Origin of the sequence: Sorangium sp. So ce1504 (genome assembly GCF_051521635.1) — a bacterium.
In the GTDB taxonomy this organism is placed as follows: Bacteria; Myxococcota_A; Polyangia; order Polyangiales; family Polyangiaceae; genus Sorangium; species Sorangium cellulosum_B.
Genome location: NZ_CP150365.1, coordinates 1,823,974 through 1,842,268 on the forward strand (window position 1 = coordinate 1,823,974; position 18,295 = coordinate 1,842,268).

Here is an 18,295-nt window from a genome sequence, read left to right on the forward strand (position 1 = left end):
GATGAAGGTACTCGTCTTCACCCATCATTACCCTTCCACGCGGCTGCCGACGATGGCGCCGTACAGCTATCACACGTACAGGGCGCTCGCGCGCCGCTGCGAGCTCCGGCTCGTGGCCCCGATCCCCTGGTGGACGCGCGCGCGGGGGGCGTCACGGGAGCTCTTCGGCGGCACGCGCGAGGCGCACACCGGCATCGACGCGCTGTTCCCCACGTACTGGTCGGTCCCGGGGCTGCCGAGCCTGCACGCGCGGGCGCTCCGTGCATCGCTCGGGCGCACGATGGCGGGGCTGCGGCGCGAGTTTCCGTACGACGCGATCCTGGCCGCGTGGGCCTATCCCGATACCGTCGCCGCGGAGGCGTTCGCGCGCGAGGCGGGGGTGCCGGTCGTCACGACGGTGCTCGGCAGCGACATCAACGAGCAGCCGAGGAACCCCGCGCTGCGGGCGCAGATCGCGCCGGCGCTCCAGCGCTGCGCCCGTGTGGTCGCGGTGAGCGGGGCGCTCGGGGAGCGCCTGGTGGAGCTCGGGGTGCCGCGGGAGCGCGTCGTGGTGCAGCTCAACGCGGTCGACGGCGCGCGGTTCGCGATCCGGGATCGGGCCGAGCCGCGGCGGCGCTTCGGCGTCCCGGCGGACGCGAAGGTGGTGCTGTACGCCGGTTATCACGTGCCCGAGAAGGGTGTGGACGTCCTCGTGGAGGCGATGGCGCACCTCGACCGGACGGGCCGCCGCGACATTCACCTGATGATGGTGGGCGGTGGCGAGCTGCTCGAGCCGCTGCGCGCGAAGGTGAGCGCGCTCGGCCTGGGCGATCGCGTGCGGCTGTTCGGCTGGGCGCTGCCCGTGGAGATCCCGGACTACATGGCCGCGTGCGACGTGTTCTGTCTGCCGAGCCGCCGCGAGGGCTGTCCGAACGTCGTCCTGGAGGCGCTCGCCTCGGGCCGCCCCGTCGTCGGAACCCGGGTCGGCGGCGTGCCGGAGCTCGTCCGCGAAGGGCACGGGGGCAATGGCCTCCTCGTCCCCCCCGGCGATCCCGGGGCGCTCGGGGCCGCGTTGGCGCGAGCGCTGGATACGGCATGGGAGCCGGAGGCGCTGCGGGGCAGCGTGGGGGCGCTGTCATGGGACGTCGTGGGGGAGCGCTATCACGTGCTCCTGAAAGAGGTCCTCGGCGAGCAGCGCGGTCGCGGGCCGGGCTGAGGCGAGCTGTCCGGCTCGCGCGACGGACACGCCAACGTAAACGTAAACGTTTACGTGGTCGTGGTCGTGGTCGTTCACGGCCTACCGTTGACGACCACGACCACGACCACGACCACGTTCACGACCAGGACCACGTAAACGTTCGGAGGTAGGAGAACGCGGCGCGAAGATTGGTTAACGCCTATGCGCCGGGCCTGCGGTGTTGTCGGAGGGGGAGTGGTTGCGTCAGCTCGCGCAGGGCGGCGGCTTCAGGCGGTGATCCCTGTAGTCACCGGGATTGCCCGTCTTCCCCTCGAGCGCGGCGATCGCGATATTGTACATCTCCCGCGCGGTCACGTAGTGGAGCACCCACTCCTTGCCATCGTTGTAACGGGTGGTGAGCTCCCGGTGCAGCTCGTGGCCCCCGGCGCCGAGCAGCGACGCCGCCTGCTCCTCGGGCGCGCCGTGCGTGTAGACCTTGACGAACACCCACTCGGGCCTCCCCTCGATATGGATGTTCTGATCGACCCACGTCTTCACCCGATCCGGCGTCGGCGGGTCGATCGCCTGGAGCGCGCCGTACTCCATCCGCATCCGCACCCGGCTTCCCCGGCGCGTCAGCGCGAGCGCGAGCGGGCCCTCGATCATCAGGATCCGGTCCTCCAGCACCTCGCCGACCTTGGCTCGCGCGCCCACGGCGTGGGCACTCCGGCGCGCCAGGTTGCCCGTCGGCCAGTAGATCTGGTTCACGATGGAGTGCTGCGACTCGTCGGGGGCCGACGGGAACGTGTAGTCGGCATAGCAGCCCGTCTCGAAGAGGAGCGGGAGCTCCGCGTCGACTCCGCAGTTCCGCGAGTCCCGCCCGGAGTTCGCCAGACACCAGTTGCCGTGGATGAACCCGTAACGCATGCGCCCGTCCGGGTCGCGCGAGAAATGCCCGTGCTTCCCCAGGATGTCCAGGTACCTGAGGATGTCCGCGCGCAGGTTCTCCTCCGTGTCGTTGTGGTGGTGCAGGTGCAGCTCCACCTCGCCGAAGCCGCGGCGCGTGAGGTCCGCCAGCGCGTCGAGCCACCCGGGCGTGTACTGCTCCCCCGGAAAGAAGAAGCTGTGACGCGGGTTCCGGCCGTCCGCGTCGCGGTACGCGCCGGCCATCTCGGGATACCCCTTCGACCACGCCCTCACCCGCGCGTCGCCGACCTCCGGTGTGGGGTTCTCCCACCCTGGCTCCCAGTGATCGCAGACCGCGAAGAGCAGGTGCCGCGGGCCGAGCGGACGCGGAGCACGGGCGTTCTCGATCCTCTGCCGGGCGTAGCCGCCGAGCCAGTTGTGAAGGTTCTTGTTCTTGAGATACTGGATCTTCGCCTGGAGTGTTCCGATCATGAGCTCTCTCGACCGCGACGCGTTGGACCGGCGGCCGCCGCGGCGGAACGGATACTAACCTGGCCCCCCCGGGCGTAGCCATAGCCGCCTCGGGGCCGCGCAGCGATCAAGATCACCTCGCGGTCTCAGGCGACGTCGCGCGGAGCGCGGCCCACCTGCCCCCCGGACGGCGCGCGCGACGGGGCGTGCGTCGTGATCGTGCTCGCCGCGTTCGCCCCCTGCGAGGCGCGCGACGCCGTCCTCGGCCCCGCAAGCAGCGAGCGCACGCGGCCCGCCCGCCACGGAAAGGGGTGCGCAGAGGCCATGGAAACTCAAGCACACCCCAGCAGAGCCCGAACGGCCGTCCCGAACAGCCACCGTGCGGCGAACCCTTGCGGCATGCATCGTGTCTTCAATTTTGTCGCCTGGCTGTTCGGTGAGCCGCGCCGCTTTGCCGAGCGAGGATGGCTGTGAGGGGACAAATCGCCCCACCTGTGGCGATTTGTGCCGCCCAGCCTGTCGGCTGACCACCTACCGTTGTGTCTGCGGTGAGCATCCCAACGGGAGCCGCGCTGGCACGATGCCTGCTCTGGGGGGTGCGGACCGCAGCCATCACCGATAAGGAGCCAGGCATGATGTCAACCGCGATGACGCCGAGCGAAGAGATGGTTTCCCTCCCGCGGAGGGCCTCCCTGGAGTCACCAGCTTCGATGACCGAGGCGTGCGAGCTAGCCCGGCGGCTCGTGGACATGATCGAGCGCCTCAGGATGTGCACCCCGGAGGGCGATCAGGCCCAGGCGCTCCGCATCGCGGAGGGGATGGCACGGAGCGTCGCGGATGTCGTGACCGACGTCATGGGCAGCCGGCGCGCTCACGCCGCCTAGCCCGCAAATACGCCGGCCGGGGCGACGGGGCCCGAGGGGGCGCCGCGCCTCGACTGTGGATCCCGAAACCGAGATCAGCATGAGCTACAAGCGCAAAGGAATGCGCCCCGGGGATCCGTACCCGCTCGGCGCGACATGGGACGGCGCTGGAACGCAGTTCGCCCTCTTCTCGGAGAACGCCGAGGCGGTGGACCTGTGCCTCGTCGACGACGAGGGGAACGAGCAACGCCTGCCGGTCCGTCACCGCACCTCCCTCGTCTGGCACGTCTACGTGCCGGAGGTCGGGCCGGGGCAGAAATACGCGTATCGCGTGCACGGCCCGTGGGCGCCGGAGCGGGGGTTGCGCTTCAACCCGCGGGTGCGCCTGCTCGATCCGTACGCGAAGGCGCTCGCCTCGCGGCTCCAGTGGGACGCGGGCGCGTTCGCCCACCGGAGCGGTGAGCCCGACGGCGACCTCGCCATGGCCGAGGGGGAGGCGCTCGGCGCCCCGCTCGGCGTCGTCATCGACCCGTCCTTCGACTGGGGCGGAGACCGGCGCCCGTACGTGCCGTTCCACCGCAGCGTCATCTACGAGGCGCACGTCCGCGGCATGACGATGCAGCACCCGGAGATCCCGGAGGAGCTCCGCGGGACCTACCTTGGCATCGCCCACCCGGCCATCATCGGATACCTGCGGTATCTCGGCATCACGGCCATCGAGCTCCTGCCCGTGCACGCGTTCGTTCACGAGAAATTCCTGCTCGACAAGGGGCTACGGAACTACTGGGGATACCACTCGATAGGCTTCTTCGCGCCGGACGTCGGGTACCGCGCCGGCGCCGAGGTGGCGTCGGAGGTGCGGCAGTTCAAGGAGATGGTGAAGGCGCTCCACGCCGCCGGCATCGAGGTCATCCTCGATGTCGTCTACAACCACACGGCGGAGGGCAACCACCTGGGCCCGACGCTGAGCCTGCGCGGCATCGACAACCCGACCTACTACCGCCTCGTCCCTGGCAACGAGCGCTACTATTTCGACTACACGGGCACGGGGAACACCCTCAACGTGCGTCACCCGCAGACGCTCCAGCTGATCATGGACTCCTTGCGGTACTGGGTCCTCGAGATGCACGTGGACGGGTTCCGCTTCGACCTCGCGGCGGCGCTGGCGCGCGGCCTCCACGACGTCGACCAGCTCTCGAGCTTCTTCACGATCATCCACCAGGACCCGGTGCTCAGCCAGGTGAAGCTCATCGCCGAGCCCTGGGACGTGGGCCCCGGCGGCTACCAGGTGGGCAATTTCCCGGTGCGCTGGGCCGAGTGGAACGGTCGTTATCGGGACACGCTGCGCGATTTCTGGCGCGGCTCGGGCGGCATCGCCTCCGATCTCGGGTTCCGGCTCACGGGGAGCAGCGATCTCTACGAGAACAGCGGGCGAAAGCCGTACACGAGCATCAACTTCGTCACGGCCCACGACGGCTTCACCCTGGCGGATCTCGTCTCGTACAACGAAAAGCACAACGAGGCGAACGGGGAGGGGGGCTGCGACGGCGCCGACGACAACCGCTCGTGGAACTGCGGCGTCGAGGGGCCGACCGACGACCCCGAGATCCTGAAGCTGCGGGCGCGGCAGGCGCGGAACATCATGGCGTCGCTCCTGTTCTCGCAGGGGACTCCGATGCTCCTCCACGGGGACGAGCGGGGGCGCACGCAGCAGGGGAACAACAACGGGTACTGCCAGGACAGCCCGCTCACGTGGCAGCCGTGGGACTGGGACGAGCCGTCGCGGGCGCTCCTGGAGTTCACGCGCAAATGCCTCCGCATCCGGCACGAGCACCCGGCGCTCAGGCGCTCGATCTTCTTCAAGGGGCGCCCGATCCGCGGCGGCAAGACCTACGATATCCAGTGGTATCGCCCGGACGGAGAGCTCATGTCCGACGAGGACTGGTCGAACCCGTGCACGCAGTGCCTCGGCGTGTTCCTGTCGGGGGAGGGGCTCGACGACGTGGACGAGGAGGGCGATCGGCTGATCGACGACGACTTCGTCCTGCTGCTCAACGCGTCGCCGTGCGACCTGGGCTTCCTCCTGCCCTTCGCCGATGAGCCCAGGCCGTGGCAGCTCCTCGTGGACACCCAGGACGACGCCGCCCTCGAGACGCGGAAAGGCGGCGAAGAGACGGCGCTGGCGTCGCGCTCGCTCAAGCTCTTCCTCCGCAGCCGGCGCTCTGCATGAGGGTGCAGAGGGGGGCGGAAACCGTTGTAGAGCAGGGCGCTCAGAACGCGTTGAAGGCGCCGAGGAAGAGGGGGGGGCCGGCGAACGCGGCGTCGAGGAGGGCGGCCGCCTTGGCGCTGCCCACCACGAAGCCCTGGCTCAGGAGATCGCGCGCCGAGGAGGCGCCGAAATAGATCTGCGTGAGGCGCTCGATGGAGAGCGAGAGGCGATCGCCCGCTGTGCTGCCGGGCGCCGTCTGGACGCCGCGCGCGGCGAAGGTGACGTCGAAGGCGCGCGGCGCGTCCGTGAACACCGGGTCCTCGACGTCGACGCCGATGGCGCCCCGGACGCCGTGCTTCCGCGGCGACGGGTGGAGCGCGAGCGCGGCGGCGACGTCGACGATGCGCCCCATCGCGCCCGCCGCCGTCAGGCCGAGGACGCTGCGGCGCTGCGCCGTGTGCGCGGGCGGGCACAGGCCGGGGTGCCGGGCCGCCGTCTCGTACACGATCGGCTCGTCGCGGATGCCGGGCTCATCGAGCAGCGGCGCGCCCTGGCCGCGCGGGAGCGCCAGCTCCACGACCTCGTACTGATCGCCGAGCGCGCCGAGGAAGCCGATGAGCCCGCGGTAAGCGCCCGGCGTCGGCGCGTGGAGCTCGCGGACGAGCAGCTGCTGCGCGCCGTAGGCGCCGCCCTCCGGGACGTCGAAGAACAGGTAGCCGGCGATCGCCTTGGAGCCCGGATCCACGTAGACGGCCCCGCTCGGAGAGCGCTTGAAGACGCGCACGTCCCACCAGTAGTCGCTCCGCTTCAGCTGCCCGGTCGTCTCGGCCCGCGCGACGTCGTAGGCCTGCTTGATGAGCGGCTCGTCCCGCGGGCGGGAGAAGGCCCGCACGTGGCGGCGCAGCACCGAGTCCGGGAGCCGATCGGGGGAGGTGCGCACGACGTCCCGGAGCTCGCAGACGCCGAAGCCGAACCGCCGGTAGAACGAGAGCCGGAAAGGGTGGAGCAGGGTGAGCGCCTCGCCCCGGCGGCGCATGCGGCGGAGGCTCTCGCGGACGAGCCGATCCGCGATGCCCCGGCGGCGGAACTCCGGCAGCACCGCGACGGACGAGAGGCCCTGGAACGGCACGTCCGCGCCCGCGAAGCTCATCGTCAGGTCGAGCGAGGCGACGTACCCGACGAGCTGGCCGTCGGTCTCCGCGACGATCACGTTGTCGAGGGCGAGGTGCGCGTGCTCGGTGAAATACCGCAGCCACGCCTCTGGATCACCCGCCTGGAACGCGCGGTAGGCGACCGTCGCGAGGGTGCCCTCCTCGCCCTTGCGGGCGCTGCGAAACACGAGCTCATGGTTGGAACGGCTCGGGGTGCGGGTGCGCGCCATGCCGGTCAATCTACCCTGGGAGGCGCGCTCCCTGGGCCCGGCGGCCCTTCGGCGGCCCGGTGAAGCGCTTCGGACATCTCCTCGGCCGATCCGAAGCGGCCGGACGGCTCACGGGCAAGCGCCTTGACGAACCACGCGTCGAGGGCGGGCGTGATCTCGGCGCAACGCTGGCTCGGAGGCGAGAAGGTGCCGAGCCGGATGGCGCCGAGGAGGGCCTCGATCCCCTTCTGCTCGAACGGCGGCGCGCCGGTGAGCGCGTGGTACGCCATGATGCCCACGGACCAGAGATCCGAGCGGCCGTCGACCAGCTTCGGGTTGAAGAACTGCTCCGGGCTCATATAAACGAGGCTGCCGACCACCGCGCCCGTGTTCGTGAGCGTGGTCCCATCCGGGTCGACATCCCCCCTGGCCACCCCGAAATCGAGCAGCTTGACGCAGGTGCCTCCGCCGGTGTCGGCGAGGAAGACGTGCTCTGGCGTGATGTCCCGGTGAATGACGCCGAGCTTGTGCGCCGCGGTGAGCCCCGTGCAGAGCTGCGAGACGAGCGCGAGCGTCTCCTCCAGGGGGAGTCGCCCGGCGCGCGCTAGCCGGTCGGACAGCTCCTCGCCCCGCAGCAGCTCCATCACGATGTACGAGAGACCGTTGGCGGCGACGCCGTGCTCGTACACCTCGGCCACGTGAGGGCTCTTGATCCTCGCCATGAGCGCGCCTTCGCGGTGGAACCGGGCGACCGCGGTCGCATCGGTCGCGAGCGACGCAGAGATGAACTTGACGGCGACCTCCTTGCCGAGCCCGAGGTGATGCGCCGTCCAGATGCTGCCGACGCCTCCCATCCGGAGGAGGGTGTCGAGCGTCAGGTGCGGCGCTACGTGGGAACCAGGCTCAAGCCGCATAGACAGTCAGTATGAATGATGCTCGCACCAGTGCACGTTTCTCTCTCTGTCCATCGGGCGGGCGGCCGGCTCAATACAGTCCATCGGGTGGTCGCCCATCGGACATGAACTTCTTGGCCACAGCCGCGATCCGGCGCGCGGAGAGCTCCGGCCGGACGGGGACGACGTGGGTGAGCAGCGCCGCGAGGTACGCGCCGTCGGGCTGAGGATCGGACGACTCGAGCCGCTCCAGCGCCTCGAGCGTCTTCACCGCGTGCGCCGTGAAGATGGGCCTCACCGCGGCGTCGAACGCGGCGAAGGGGGCGAGCTCGGCGAACGCGCGCAGGCGACCCGCGGCGTCGAGCTCCCGCGCGATCGCGAGCGCCGCGCCGACGTCGCGCGCCTCCACCGCCTGGAGCAGCCCGCCGCCTCGCGCGCGGGTAGCCGCCGTCGTAGCGGACGCGTGCGGCGCGGCGGCGTCCGCCTTGCGGAGCTTGCCGACGAAGCCGGCCGCGAGCACCGCGAGCTGCGCGGCCTCGCGCGGGAGGGCCTCGCGCCCGAGCGCCGCCGCCGCCTCCGCGAAGGTGACGGCGTGGGTGACGTCGAGCACCCCGACCTCGGCGTCGAGGCGCGCTTCCCAGGCCGAGTCGAAGCGCGCGAGGCGGACGGCGGCGGCGTGGCCGATCGCGCCGAGCAGCGCGAGCGGCCCGGCGCCGCGCGCGAGCCAGCGCACGGTCGCCTCGACGGCCGGCTGCTCTCCTGCGAGCACCTCGGCCTCGAAGGCGGCGCGCTCCGCGCCCTCGAGCGGCGCGGCGTCCGGGCGCGTGGCCGCCGCGGCGCTGTCGGGGCCAGGCAGGGGCAGATCGGCGAGGCGCGCGAGCGCGGCGCGCGTGGCGGTGAAGGGGGGCAGGCTGGTGTCGGCGGTCGCCCAGGCGAGCTGCACCGTGGAGGCGGCGAGGACCTCGTCGGCGGCGGACGAGAACCGCTCGGCCAGCTCGAGCGCCTTCGAGAGGAAGATGGCGCCGTGCCCGTAGTCGTACAGGTGCTGCGCGACGAAGGGCATGAGCGCGCGGCGCGCGCCGGCCGTGCCGCGGATCTCGACGAGCTCGCGCATCCGCGCCTCGGCCTCGTCGCGGCGCTCCGCCGCGAGCGCCTCGCTCACCTTCGCCGGCTCGTCGAGCTCGAAGTCGGCGATGCGCGCGAGGGGCGAGCGCGCCCCCACCTTGCCGGGGCCCTTGCCGCGGGGGCCCAGCCGGGCCGACGCCTCGCCGATCGCGTGGGCGGCGACCACGAACGCCTCCTCGGCCGGGATCCTGCCGCGCTCGACCCAGGCGCAGAGGTCCGCGAGCAGGGCGAGGCCGTGGTCGAAGCCGTACTCGGCGCGCTCCGCCCCGTCCCTGGTGAGCACCTCGAACGCGAGGTGCAGGCTGCCCAGGCCGCTCTCCCCCCGGTGGAGCCCGAGCGCGCCCAGCCGGAGGCCCTCGCGCAGCGCGCGCGCCGGCTCGTCGCGCAGGATCGCCTCGCGCAGGCCGGCGACGAGGCGCCGCACCTCGGCCGCTGTGTCGACGGCCCGGTTGAGCTGCACGCGCCCGCCGTCGACGCGGGTGGCGTAGCGCCGCACGGGCTCGCCGCCGAACGTGCAGGCGCCCGAGGCGAGCTCGAACTTCCAGTTGTGCCACGCGCAGGTCAGCACGCCGCCGCGCAGCGCGCCCTGCGACAGCGGGTAACCCTGGTGCGGGCAGCGATCGTCGAGCGCGTGGACCTCGCCGCCACGGAGGACGCAGGCGAAGCGCCGCCCCGTGTCGTCCTTGCGCAGCACGGGCACCTCCGCCGGAAATTCGGAGAGGGGGCCCAGATCGATCCAGTCCGACTTCATGGCTTCTCCGCGCGGCGGCGCGCGCCGCGGTGGGTACGCGGCGCGCGTCGTGAGAGCGACGCGCATCGTAGCCGAGAGCGGGGCGGGGAGGGGCCACGAACGGGGCCGCCGCGAAAAGTTCCCTGTCCGGACCCGCGCCGCTCGTTCACCCCTTCACGCAGAGGACCTGCCGCAGCTCGGCGACGACCTCCACGAGATCGCGCTGGTCTTCCATGACGCGCTCGATCGGCTTGTAGGCGGAGGGGATCTCGTCGAGGACACCGCCATCCTTGCGGCACTCGACCCCGGCCGTCTGCGCGGCCAGGTCGTCGACCGTGAAGCGCCGCTTCGCCTCGCCGCGGCTCATCTTGCGCCCCGCGCCATGCGAGGCGCTCTCGAACGCCTCGGGGTTGCCGAGGCCGCGGACGATGTACGAGCGCGTTCCCATCGAGCCGGGGATGATGCCAAGCTCGCCCTTGCCCGCCCGGATCGCGCCCTTGCGCGTCACCAGCACGTCTTCACCGAAATGACACTCTTCTGCCACGTAGTTGTGATGGCAAGTGATGGCTTCCTGGATCGCGAGCTCGGGGAAGTGCCGGCGGAGCACGCCCTCGGCGAGGTGGAACATGGCCTCCCGGTTCGTCCGCGCGTACCGCTGCGCCCAGAAGAGGTCGTGCCGGTAGGCCTTCATCTCCGGGGTGCCGGCGAGGAACACCGCGAGATCGCGATCGGGCAGGTCGCGGTTGTGGGCGAGCTTCTTCGCCGTGGCGATGTGGATCTCGGCGAGCTCCTTGCCGATGTTGCGAGAGCCGGAGTGGAGCATCAGCCACACGCCGCCGCCCGTGTCGAGGCAGAGCTCGATGAAGTGGTTGCCGCCCCCCAGCGTGCCGAGCTGACAGCGCGCCCGCGTGAACAGCCCCTGGACCTTCGGGCTCAGGCTCGCGAACTCGTCCCAGAGCGCGAGGCGCTCGAACCCCTCCGGCGGGGCATCGTGGGCCGCGAACCCGACAGGGATCGCCCGCTCGAGGTCGCTGCGGATCCGCCGGAGGTCGTCGGGCAGATCGGCCGCGGTGAGGTTCGTGCGGAGCGCGCCCATCCCGCAGCCGATGTCGACGCCGACGGCGGCCGGCGCGACCGCGTCCCGCATCGCGATGACCGAGCCGACGGTCGCGCCCTTGCCGAAGTGGACGTCGGGCATGGCGGCGACGTGGTGGAACACCCAGGGCAGGGCGCTGATGTTCCGCAGCTGCTCCAGCGCGATCGCCTCGACCTCGTCCGGCCGGGTCCACAGCTTGATGTCCACGTTCTTGCCCTTGATCTGCGCGGGTCCCATGCGGGCAGAATAGCGCGGGGCGCGCGCAGGCGAACAGCGAGGGACGCATGCGGCCGAATCGCGAGGGCGCGGGCGGGCGATCGCGAGGCGCGCGGCTACCCCGTTCGGCCTTGCGGGGCCTCTGGGTTCTTGATACGCGTCGAAATCGCTGCTTCCGGGGTCCTTGTTCATGCCGTCTGCTCGCGCGCTCTCCATCGCAACCCTGGCGATCTTTGCCGCTCTGTCGTGTGGGGCCACGAGCGGTTGTGACGGCTGCAAGCCGAGCGAGGACCCTGCGGCCGGGAAGCCCGCCGCCGCGGCTTCCGCGACGGCCAGCGCCGCGGAAGGTGCGGAAGGTGCGGAAGGTGCGGAAGGTAGACCGCGCGCCCTGCCCGCCGGCGACGACCGCTTCGCGGCCCAGATCGCGGCGAACCTACCCCGGGTGCCCGATCCGGCGATCCAGGCCCCGGAGGGCGGGAGCGCGGGCGCCGAGCTCGACGATGGCACCTTCCGCGATCGCGCCGTCGCCTTCGTCCGCCAGGTGGCAGCGGGCGGTGACAAGGTGACGTGCGATCTCGCCCTCTCGTCCAAACGCCCCTTCCGCGCTGTCGTGATGGGCTTTCAGGAGGGGAAGCAGATCGCCCGCGGGGAGGCGTCGGACGCGGGGCTCTGCGTCGCGCTGAAGGAGGCCGCGCGCAGGGCCGTGGCCGCGGGGGGCGGCGCGCGCGAGGCGCTCGCGGGCGCGCGGCTGGTCGTGGAGCTTCCGGATCATCACGAGTCGATGGTGGAGAGCGTCGAGCGCCCGGGGAAGGGCGTCGAGCTCGTCGAGGGGCTCGTGCCGGTGCGCGTCCTCGACAAGCCCCTCCTCGCGCGGCGCATCGAGGATGGCAAAGGCTATCTCCTGCGCGTCATCGATCCGCGGCACAAGGGGGTTCACAAGTACTACCACGCCCCCGCGGACCGGTTCGAGCGCGAGCTGCACACGATCTACACCGCGTCCACGGCGCTGACGCTGCTGAAGCTGCACGCCTACAAGCCCGACGAGCGCCTGCTGCGGCTGGCGACGGAGGCCGCCGGCTTCATGATGGGCATGCAGAGCCGCGAGGCGCGCGATCGCACGGCCGGCGGCTTCTTCTATGCGTTCGACCTGGAGCGCGAGCGGCCCGAGCGCCGGCTGGTCGTCGGCACGGCGTCGAAGTCGATCTTCACGCTCCTCGAGCTCCACGGCGTCACGAAGGACAAGAGGTACCTCGAGTCCGCCGTGCTCGCGGCCGAGTGGCTGATCTCGATGCAGCGGCCGGACGGCAGCGTGCGCTCGGCCCTGACCGGGCAGGAGGGCGGGGCGTGGAAGGTCCAGGGCAAGGACTCGACGCTCTACACGGGGCAGGTCCTCTCCGCCCTGTCACGCACCTACCGGGCCACGAACAACAAGAAGTACCTCGACGCCGCGGCCCGGACCGCGGACTACCTGCTCGCCAGGATCGCGGAGAAGGGGTGTTTCCTCGGCGACGATTACAGGAAGCCCAACCCGATCTCGAGCTCGTGGGCGGTCCAATCGCTGCTCGACTTCGCGAAGGCCGGCGGCGACCAGCGCGTCGAGCAGACCGTCTTCCGCTGCGCCGACGACCTCGTGAAGCGGCAGTGGCGCAGGCCCGAGGACGCCTACCGCTACGGCCGCTGGCAGCGGTCGCTGTCGAGCAGCGGGAGCGGCTGGCTCGCCGAGGTGATATCGGAGGTGTACCACCATTGCCGGAAGAAGGGCATGGAGGGCTGCGATCGGTACAAGGACGCGGTGGTCGCCGCGATCCGGTTGCTCTTGCAGTACACTTACGGTCCGGAGAGCTCCTTCGTGGTGAAGAACCCGCAGGCGGCCGCCGGCGGGGTGTTCTGGAGCGTCAGGGATCGTTATGTGCGCACCGACTCGGTGTGCCACGCGATGAACGCGTACCTCAACATGATCGGCGAGCTCGGCGACGGCCCGCTGCTCACGCTGCCCGAGCGGCCCCTCGCCGAGCGGATGGCGCTCGCGGCGGAGGCGCCGGGCGCGGCGGACGCGGGGCTCCCCGAGGACGAGGGCGAGGAGGCCGCCGCGGGGCAGTCCGGGCCGAAGGGCGAGGACGCGGACGACTGAAACGAATCGACGTGGTTCCAGGAGAACTCCCCATGGCTCAGGTGAAGATTTACGGAATCAAGGAGAAGCTCAATCCGGTGAAGGAGGCCCTGTCGAGGGTGATCCACGCCTGCGTCATGGAGGCGCTGCAGATGCCGCAGGACAAGCGGGCGCATCGCTTCTTCCCGATGGAGCGCGAGGACATGCTGGCGCCGGGCGGGCGCACCGACGCCTATACGATCATCGAGATCTCGATGATCACCGGGCGCAGCGTGGAGACGAAGAAGAAGCTCGTGCGGCTCCTGTTCGACAAGATCCGGGACGAGGTCGGGATCGACCACCAGGACATCGAGATCTGTATCTCGGAGTCGCCCGCCCACGACTGGGGGTTTCGGGGGATGCATGGCGACGAGGTCAAGCTGAACTACAAGATCAACCTCTAGCGTCCGGGCGCTCGCGGGCCGGGCGCCGGCGCGGCTCCGGCGGTCAGCGCGGCAGCACGGCCACGATGCGCAGCGGCCCGCCGGAGCCGGCGCGAATCTTCATCGGAAGCGCGATGACGAGCGCGCCTCGCGGGGGCAGCGACTCCATCGAGGCGACGTTCTCGAACGCCGGGATATCCGCCCCGAGCAGCGCCCGATGCGCCATGAAGCTCCTCGATGGGCCGTGATCGATGCTCGCCGTGTCGATGCCCACCGCCCCCACGTTCCGCTCGATGAGCGCCCGGGCGGCGTCCTCGCCGATACCCGGAAAATGCAGCGCTTCGGCGTGGCCAGGTCGATCGTCGCCGAGGTAACGCTTCTTGTCAGGCCAGCGCGCGCCCCAGCCCGTCCGGATCATCACGATGGTGAGCGGCTCGATGGCGCCGTGCGCCCGCTCGAACGCCTCGATGTCCGCCGGGGTCACGAGGTAGTCGCTGTCCCTGGCCGCGGCGGCCGACACGTCCACCACCACCGCGGAGCCCACGAGGCGGGACAGGGGCACGGCGTCCGCGGTCGATTTGCCCTCGGCGAAGTGGATGGGCGCGTCGAGGTGCGTGCCGCCATGCTCAGGCGCGCAGAGCGTGTACGCCGAGTAGAAATAGCCGCCCTCGGTCTTGCCGTGGTGCACCGTACCGTGGGTGAATCCCGTCGTTGCCGTGGGCCAGTAGATGGTCTTGTCGTCGAAGGGATAGGTCAGGTCGACGAGCCGCGCGCCCTCGGGCAGGCGGATCTCGCTCGCGCCAGCGCCTCTTGGGGTGTTGCCCCGCGCTCCCGCCTGCTCCGCCGCGCAGCCCGCCGAGACCGCGGCGAGCACGAGTATCGTCGTGATCAACGTTCGCATCGAGCCCCTCCTGGCCGGCCATGCGACCGGCCGCGTGAGATGATTCTGTCACCGGCCTCGCGCCGGGGCATCGCTCCTGACGTCGCGCGCGGGAGAGAGTAACGCGGGCAAGAGCGCAGGGAGCGACGAGGACGGGAGCGAGGTGAGCAGCAGGCGATCGCGGCGCTGCTCGGTCGGCTCTATCTTGGCGGAGCCCCGCGGCTCGTGCGGCCGCGACCCGCACCCGCCATGGCGCCGCCACCTGCCTGACGCCACGCCACACCCTGAATTCCGCTGATTTCGGCCGCCTGCGCCCCTGGTACGCGCGCTGCCATGGACACCGCGCATGGGAGACGCCGACATCACGCTTCGCCACCTCGCCCGGAGGCGCCCCGAGGATCTGGTGCGCGCCCTCGTTCCGGAGGGCCGTCCCGTCGAGGTCCTCGGCTGGGTCGACAGCCAGATCACGAACATCGAGCGTCGCCTCGACAAGGCCATTCGCTTGCGGATCGACGGCGAGCCGCGCGTGCTGCACGTCGAGTTCTGCTTCGCGCTCCGCGACGACGTTCCGGATCGCCTCTTCGAGTACCTCGGCTTCCTCTTCGCCGCGCTCCGCCTCGATGCCCACGGGGAGGCGGTGCCGCCGATCGAGAGCGTCGCCGTCGTCCTGTCGGGCCGTAGGCGGCGACTGCCGACGACGGGCAAACGCTGCATCGCGTGGCCGGGGCGGCCGTTCAGCGGCGCGCACTTCCGCATCGACGCCGTCTACCAGCGCACGGTGTCCGAGCTGCGGGCGCGTGGCAGCGTGCTCTGGCTGGTGTTCGCGCCTCTCGCCCGGAACGCGACCCTGGCGGCGCTGAGGCAGATCGTCGCGGAGATCCATACGGGGGCGGCCACCGCCGAGGAGCGGGCCGAGCTGTACACGGCGCTCCTGGTGATGGCCACCATCGATCCCTGGGAGCATAATCTGCTGAAGGAGCTCGTCATGATGGTGGAGGACAAGGAAGAGGGGCTGCTCCGGCGCACGCCGATCATCGGGGAGATGATCATCGAGGCCGAGCGACGCGGCGAGGAGCGCGGGGAGCGACGCGGCGAGGAGCGCGGGGAGCGACGCGGCGAGGAGCGCGGGGAGCGACGCGGCGAGGAGCGCGGGGAGCGACGCGGTGAGGAGCGAGGCAAGCAGCAGGCGATCGCGGAGCTGCTCGGTCGGCTCTTTACCCGGCGGCTCGGGCGGCGACCGACGGCCGAAGAAGAGCGCTCGATCATCGAGCGAGCCCGCGCCATCGGTCCGGGTGAGGTCGAGGATGCCTTGCTCGATCTGGAGGCCGACGCGCTGGTGCGCTGGCTCGCGGAGCCGCTCCGCACGTCGTGAGCTCCGCGGGAGGATGGTTCTCCGCGCGCGTGATCGCAGCGATTCGATCCAGGTAGGCGCAGCCGCCGCACAGGAGCCGCAGCGGCGCGGCCCAGGTCGGGAGCGACCGTCGACCCGAGCGGCTCGGCCATCCGCGCGGGCGGCGGTCAGCCGCTCCGGCGGGGCGCCCGCTTCTTGGCTCCGGCGTGCGAGCTCCTGGACTCCCTCGGTCGCGGCGCCCCTTCGAGCTCCGCCTCAAGTCCCTTGAGGATCAGCTCCAGTCCGTACCGGAACCGCGCGTCCGTGTCGGTGCTCAGGAGGTGCGGGAGCGCCGCCGCGAGGTGCGGGTAAGCTCCTCGCTCCACCGCCTCGCGGAAGAGCGCAGGATCGGCCTTGCCAGGGTCCGCTCCCGGGCGGACCACGAGGGCCTGCTCCTCGAGGGTGAAGCCGATCACGTAGTACACGATCGACCAGCACCCCCACGCCGCGGCGCGCGGGGAGAGACCGGCGTCGCTCAAGGCGCCGAGCAGCACCTCCGAGACCCGCAGCGTGTTGTCCTGCGCGACGTAGGTCCCCGCGAACACCCGCGCCCCATCGCGGTGCGCGAGGAGCGCCCTGCGGAGCCGCTCGGCCATGTCCGCCGCGCGCTCCATCCCCGAGAGCGCTGCCGGCGCGCTCTCCGCGCAGCCTGCCAGCATGGCCTCCGCCATCGCGTCGAGCAGCTCCTCCTTGTTCTTGATGTGCCAGTAGAGCGTCGCCGCCTGGACATCCAGCTCCTGCCCGAGCCGGCGCATCGTCAGCGCGTCGAGCCCGACGTCGTTCAAGAGGCGCAGCGCCGTCGCGACGACCTGCTCACGTCGTAGTCGCATCGCCGGCCCTTCCCTCGTTCGCGCCCGGAAGTCGAAGCACGGCCTTGACTCTAACACCGTTCAATTTACTCTAACGTTGTTAGAGTTTGGGACGAGGAGGTTTCAGTGTCGACGAAAGATGATGTTGTGGTGGTTGGCGGTGGCCCCGTTGGGATGTTGCTGGCCTCGGAGCTCGCGCTCGCGAAGGTCCGGGTCCGTGTGCTGGAGCAGCGGTGGACGCGCACCGAGCAATCGCGCGCGCTCACGGTGCACCCGAGGACGCTGGAAATCCTCGATCAGCGCGGGATCGTGGACCGCTTCCAGCGCCGGGGCGTGCCGGTGCCGGCAGGGCATTTCGCGTGGCTCGACACGCCGCTCGATTTCTCGCGCCTCGATACGCGGCACCCGTACACGCTGTGGCTGGCCCAGGCGCAGACAGAGGGGCTCCTGGAGGAGCGGGCTCGCGAGCTGGGCGTCGAGATCCAGCGTGGTCGCTCGGTCGTCGAGGTCGCGGAGAGGGGAGGCGAGGTCGCGCTGCGGGTCGAAGGCCCCGCGGGGCAGGCCGAGGAGCGCGCGCGTTACGTGGTGGGGTGCGACGGGGCGAGGAGCGTCGTACGACGCTCGATCGGCGTCGGGTTTCCGGGCACGGAGACGACGGTGACGGCCATCCTGGGCGACGTGGAGCTCGACGAGCCCCCGGCCAGGCCGTTCAGGCACACGGGCTCGCGCGGCTCCGTGCTGGCGGCCCCGCTTCCACCCGGCGATCACGAGGGCGTCTATCGCTTCGTCGTGTTCGATCCGCAACGGGCGCACGTGAGCACGTCCGAGCCGGTCACGCTCGAGGAGCTGCAGAGCGGCGTCGCGCGGATCGTCGGAAGGGACTTCCGGATGCGCAATCCACGCTGGCTGTCGCGCTTTGGCAATGCGACGCGGGTCGCCGAGCGGTACCGGCGCGGGCGGGTCCTCCTCGCGGGCGACGCGGCGCACATCCACTTTCCCGCCGGCGGCCAAGGGCTCAACGTCGGGCTGCAAGACGCGATGAATCTCGGCTGGAAGCTCGCGGCCGAGGTGAACGGCTGGGCGCCGCCCCACCTCCTGGACAGCTATCATGCCGAGCGTCACCCCGTGGGCGTGGCCCTGGGGCGCAACACGGAGATTCAGACCAAGCTCGGCGACTTCTCGGAAGCGGGGCTGGCGCTCCGCCAGATGATGAGCGAGCTGCTCGCCATGGATCCCGTCAATCGGCGGATCTCCGAGATGATCAGCGCGCTCGACGTCGCGTATCCGGCCGGCGGGGCAGCGGAGGCGCACCCCTGGGTCGGTAGGCGGGCGCCCGATCGCGCGCTCGTGACGGACTCCGGCGCTTCGCGGCTGTACGAGCTGCTCCACACGGCCCGGTTCGTCCTGCTCGACCTCTCCGGCGCGGTCGATCTCCGGGAGGTAGGCGCGGCGTGGGGCGATCGCGTCGACGTCGTCCGCGCGACGGCCGCCCCGGAGAGCGATCTCGCCGCCGTCGATGCGGTCCTGGTGAGGCCGGACGGGCACGTCGCGTGGGCGAGCGACGCTGCGCGACGGGCGACGCGCCTCGCCGATCTGAGGAGCGCGCTCGCGTCCTGGTGCGGGCCCGCGTGAGGCCGCGAGGGTGCGCTCACACCTTGG

General features: G+C 71.2%; 14 protein-coding genes. 7 read left to right on the plus strand and 7 right to left on the minus strand.

All coding sequences use genetic code 11. From position 1 onward, the window contains the following. Position 1 precedes the first annotated feature (1 nt). Complete coding sequence (locus tag WMF39_RS06935) at positions 2 to 1,195, plus strand: glycosyltransferase family 4 protein (RefSeq protein ID WP_437744754.1); 1,194 nt, start codon at positions 2 to 4, stop codon at positions 1,193 to 1,195. 225 nt (positions 1,196 to 1,420) lie between these two features. On the opposite strand, the gene WMF39_RS06940 is transcribed toward WMF39_RS06935, so the two are convergent. Then, the gene (locus WMF39_RS06940; RefSeq protein WP_437744755.1) at positions 1,421 to 2,554 is read right to left on the minus strand and encodes a hypothetical protein; all 1,134 of its coding nucleotides are present in this window, start codon (positions 2,552 to 2,554) and stop codon (positions 1,421 to 1,423) included. A 611-nt stretch (positions 2,555 to 3,165) separates the two neighbouring features. Between WMF39_RS06940 and WMF39_RS06945 the strand changes: the two genes are divergently transcribed. Both WMF39_RS06945 and glgX read left to right on the plus strand, forming a co-directional pair. Then, positions 3,166 to 3,417: a hypothetical protein gene (locus WMF39_RS06945; protein WP_437744756.1), complete on the plus strand. Its 252-nt coding sequence runs from the start codon at positions 3,166 to 3,168 to the stop codon at positions 3,415 to 3,417. A gap of 79 nt (positions 3,418 to 3,496) precedes the next feature. Beyond that, positions 3,497 to 5,626 (plus strand): glycogen debranching protein GlgX, encoded by a 2,130-nt coding sequence (gene glgX, locus WMF39_RS06950; protein ID WP_437744757.1) that lies wholly within the window; start codon positions 3,497 to 3,499, stop codon positions 5,624 to 5,626. Positions 5,627 to 5,666: 40 nt separating this feature from the next. On the opposite strand, the gene WMF39_RS06955 is transcribed toward glgX, so the two are convergent. From WMF39_RS06955 to WMF39_RS06970, 4 genes are all read right to left on the minus strand, one after another. After that, positions 5,667 to 6,986 (minus strand): GNAT family N-acetyltransferase, encoded by a 1,320-nt coding sequence (locus WMF39_RS06955; RefSeq protein WP_437744758.1) that lies wholly within the window; start codon positions 6,984 to 6,986, stop codon positions 5,667 to 5,669. Positions 6,987 to 6,991: 5 nt separating this feature from the next. Beyond that, positions 6,992 to 7,879: a serine/threonine-protein kinase gene (locus tag WMF39_RS06960; RefSeq protein ID WP_437744759.1), complete on the minus strand. Its 888-nt coding sequence runs from the start codon at positions 7,877 to 7,879 to the stop codon at positions 6,992 to 6,994. Positions 7,880 to 7,949: 70 nt separating this feature from the next. Then, positions 7,950 to 9,734: a Rieske 2Fe-2S domain-containing protein gene (locus tag WMF39_RS06965; protein ID WP_437744760.1), complete on the minus strand. Its 1,785-nt coding sequence runs from the start codon at positions 9,732 to 9,734 to the stop codon at positions 7,950 to 7,952. Between the two features lie 145 nt (positions 9,735 to 9,879). Then, a complete protein-coding gene (locus WMF39_RS06970) occupies positions 9,880 to 11,046 on the minus strand; it encodes an RtcB family protein (protein WP_437744761.1) in 1,167 nt (388 codons plus the stop codon). A 169-nt stretch (positions 11,047 to 11,215) separates the two neighbouring features. Here WMF39_RS06970 and WMF39_RS06975 point away from each other — a divergent pair, with 169 nt between their 5' ends. Then, a complete protein-coding gene (locus tag WMF39_RS06975; RefSeq protein ID WP_437744762.1) occupies positions 11,216 to 13,156 on the plus strand; it encodes a D-glucuronyl C5-epimerase family protein in 1,941 nt (646 codons plus the stop codon). A 32-nt stretch (positions 13,157 to 13,188) separates the two neighbouring features. Continuing rightward, entirely contained in the window at positions 13,189 to 13,578 is a 390-nt protein-coding gene (locus WMF39_RS06980; protein ID WP_437550482.1) for a tautomerase family protein, read from the plus strand. Positions 13,579 to 13,621: 43 nt separating this feature from the next. Here the strand turns inward: WMF39_RS06980 and WMF39_RS06985 are convergent, their stop codons facing one another. Then, positions 13,622 to 14,458 (minus strand): cyclase family protein, encoded by an 837-nt coding sequence (locus tag WMF39_RS06985; RefSeq protein ID WP_437744763.1) that lies wholly within the window; start codon positions 14,456 to 14,458, stop codon positions 13,622 to 13,624. Between the two features lie 325 nt (positions 14,459 to 14,783). Between WMF39_RS06985 and WMF39_RS06990 the strand changes: the two genes are divergently transcribed. Then, complete coding sequence (locus WMF39_RS06990; protein ID WP_437744764.1) at positions 14,784 to 15,809, plus strand: hypothetical protein; 1,026 nt, start codon at positions 14,784 to 14,786, stop codon at positions 15,807 to 15,809. A gap of 146 nt (positions 15,810 to 15,955) precedes the next feature. Here WMF39_RS06990 and WMF39_RS06995 read toward each other — a convergent pair whose 3' ends face one another. Next, the gene (locus WMF39_RS06995) at positions 15,956 to 16,657 is read right to left on the minus strand and encodes a TetR/AcrR family transcriptional regulator C-terminal domain-containing protein (protein ID WP_437744765.1); all 702 of its coding nucleotides are present in this window, start codon (positions 16,655 to 16,657) and stop codon (positions 15,956 to 15,958) included. 105 nt (positions 16,658 to 16,762) lie between these two features. Between WMF39_RS06995 and WMF39_RS07000 the strand changes: the two genes are divergently transcribed. Continuing rightward, positions 16,763 to 18,268: an FAD-dependent monooxygenase gene (locus WMF39_RS07000; protein ID WP_437744766.1), complete on the plus strand. Its 1,506-nt coding sequence runs from the start codon at positions 16,763 to 16,765 to the stop codon at positions 18,266 to 18,268. Positions 18,269 to 18,295: the final 27 nt, after the last annotated feature.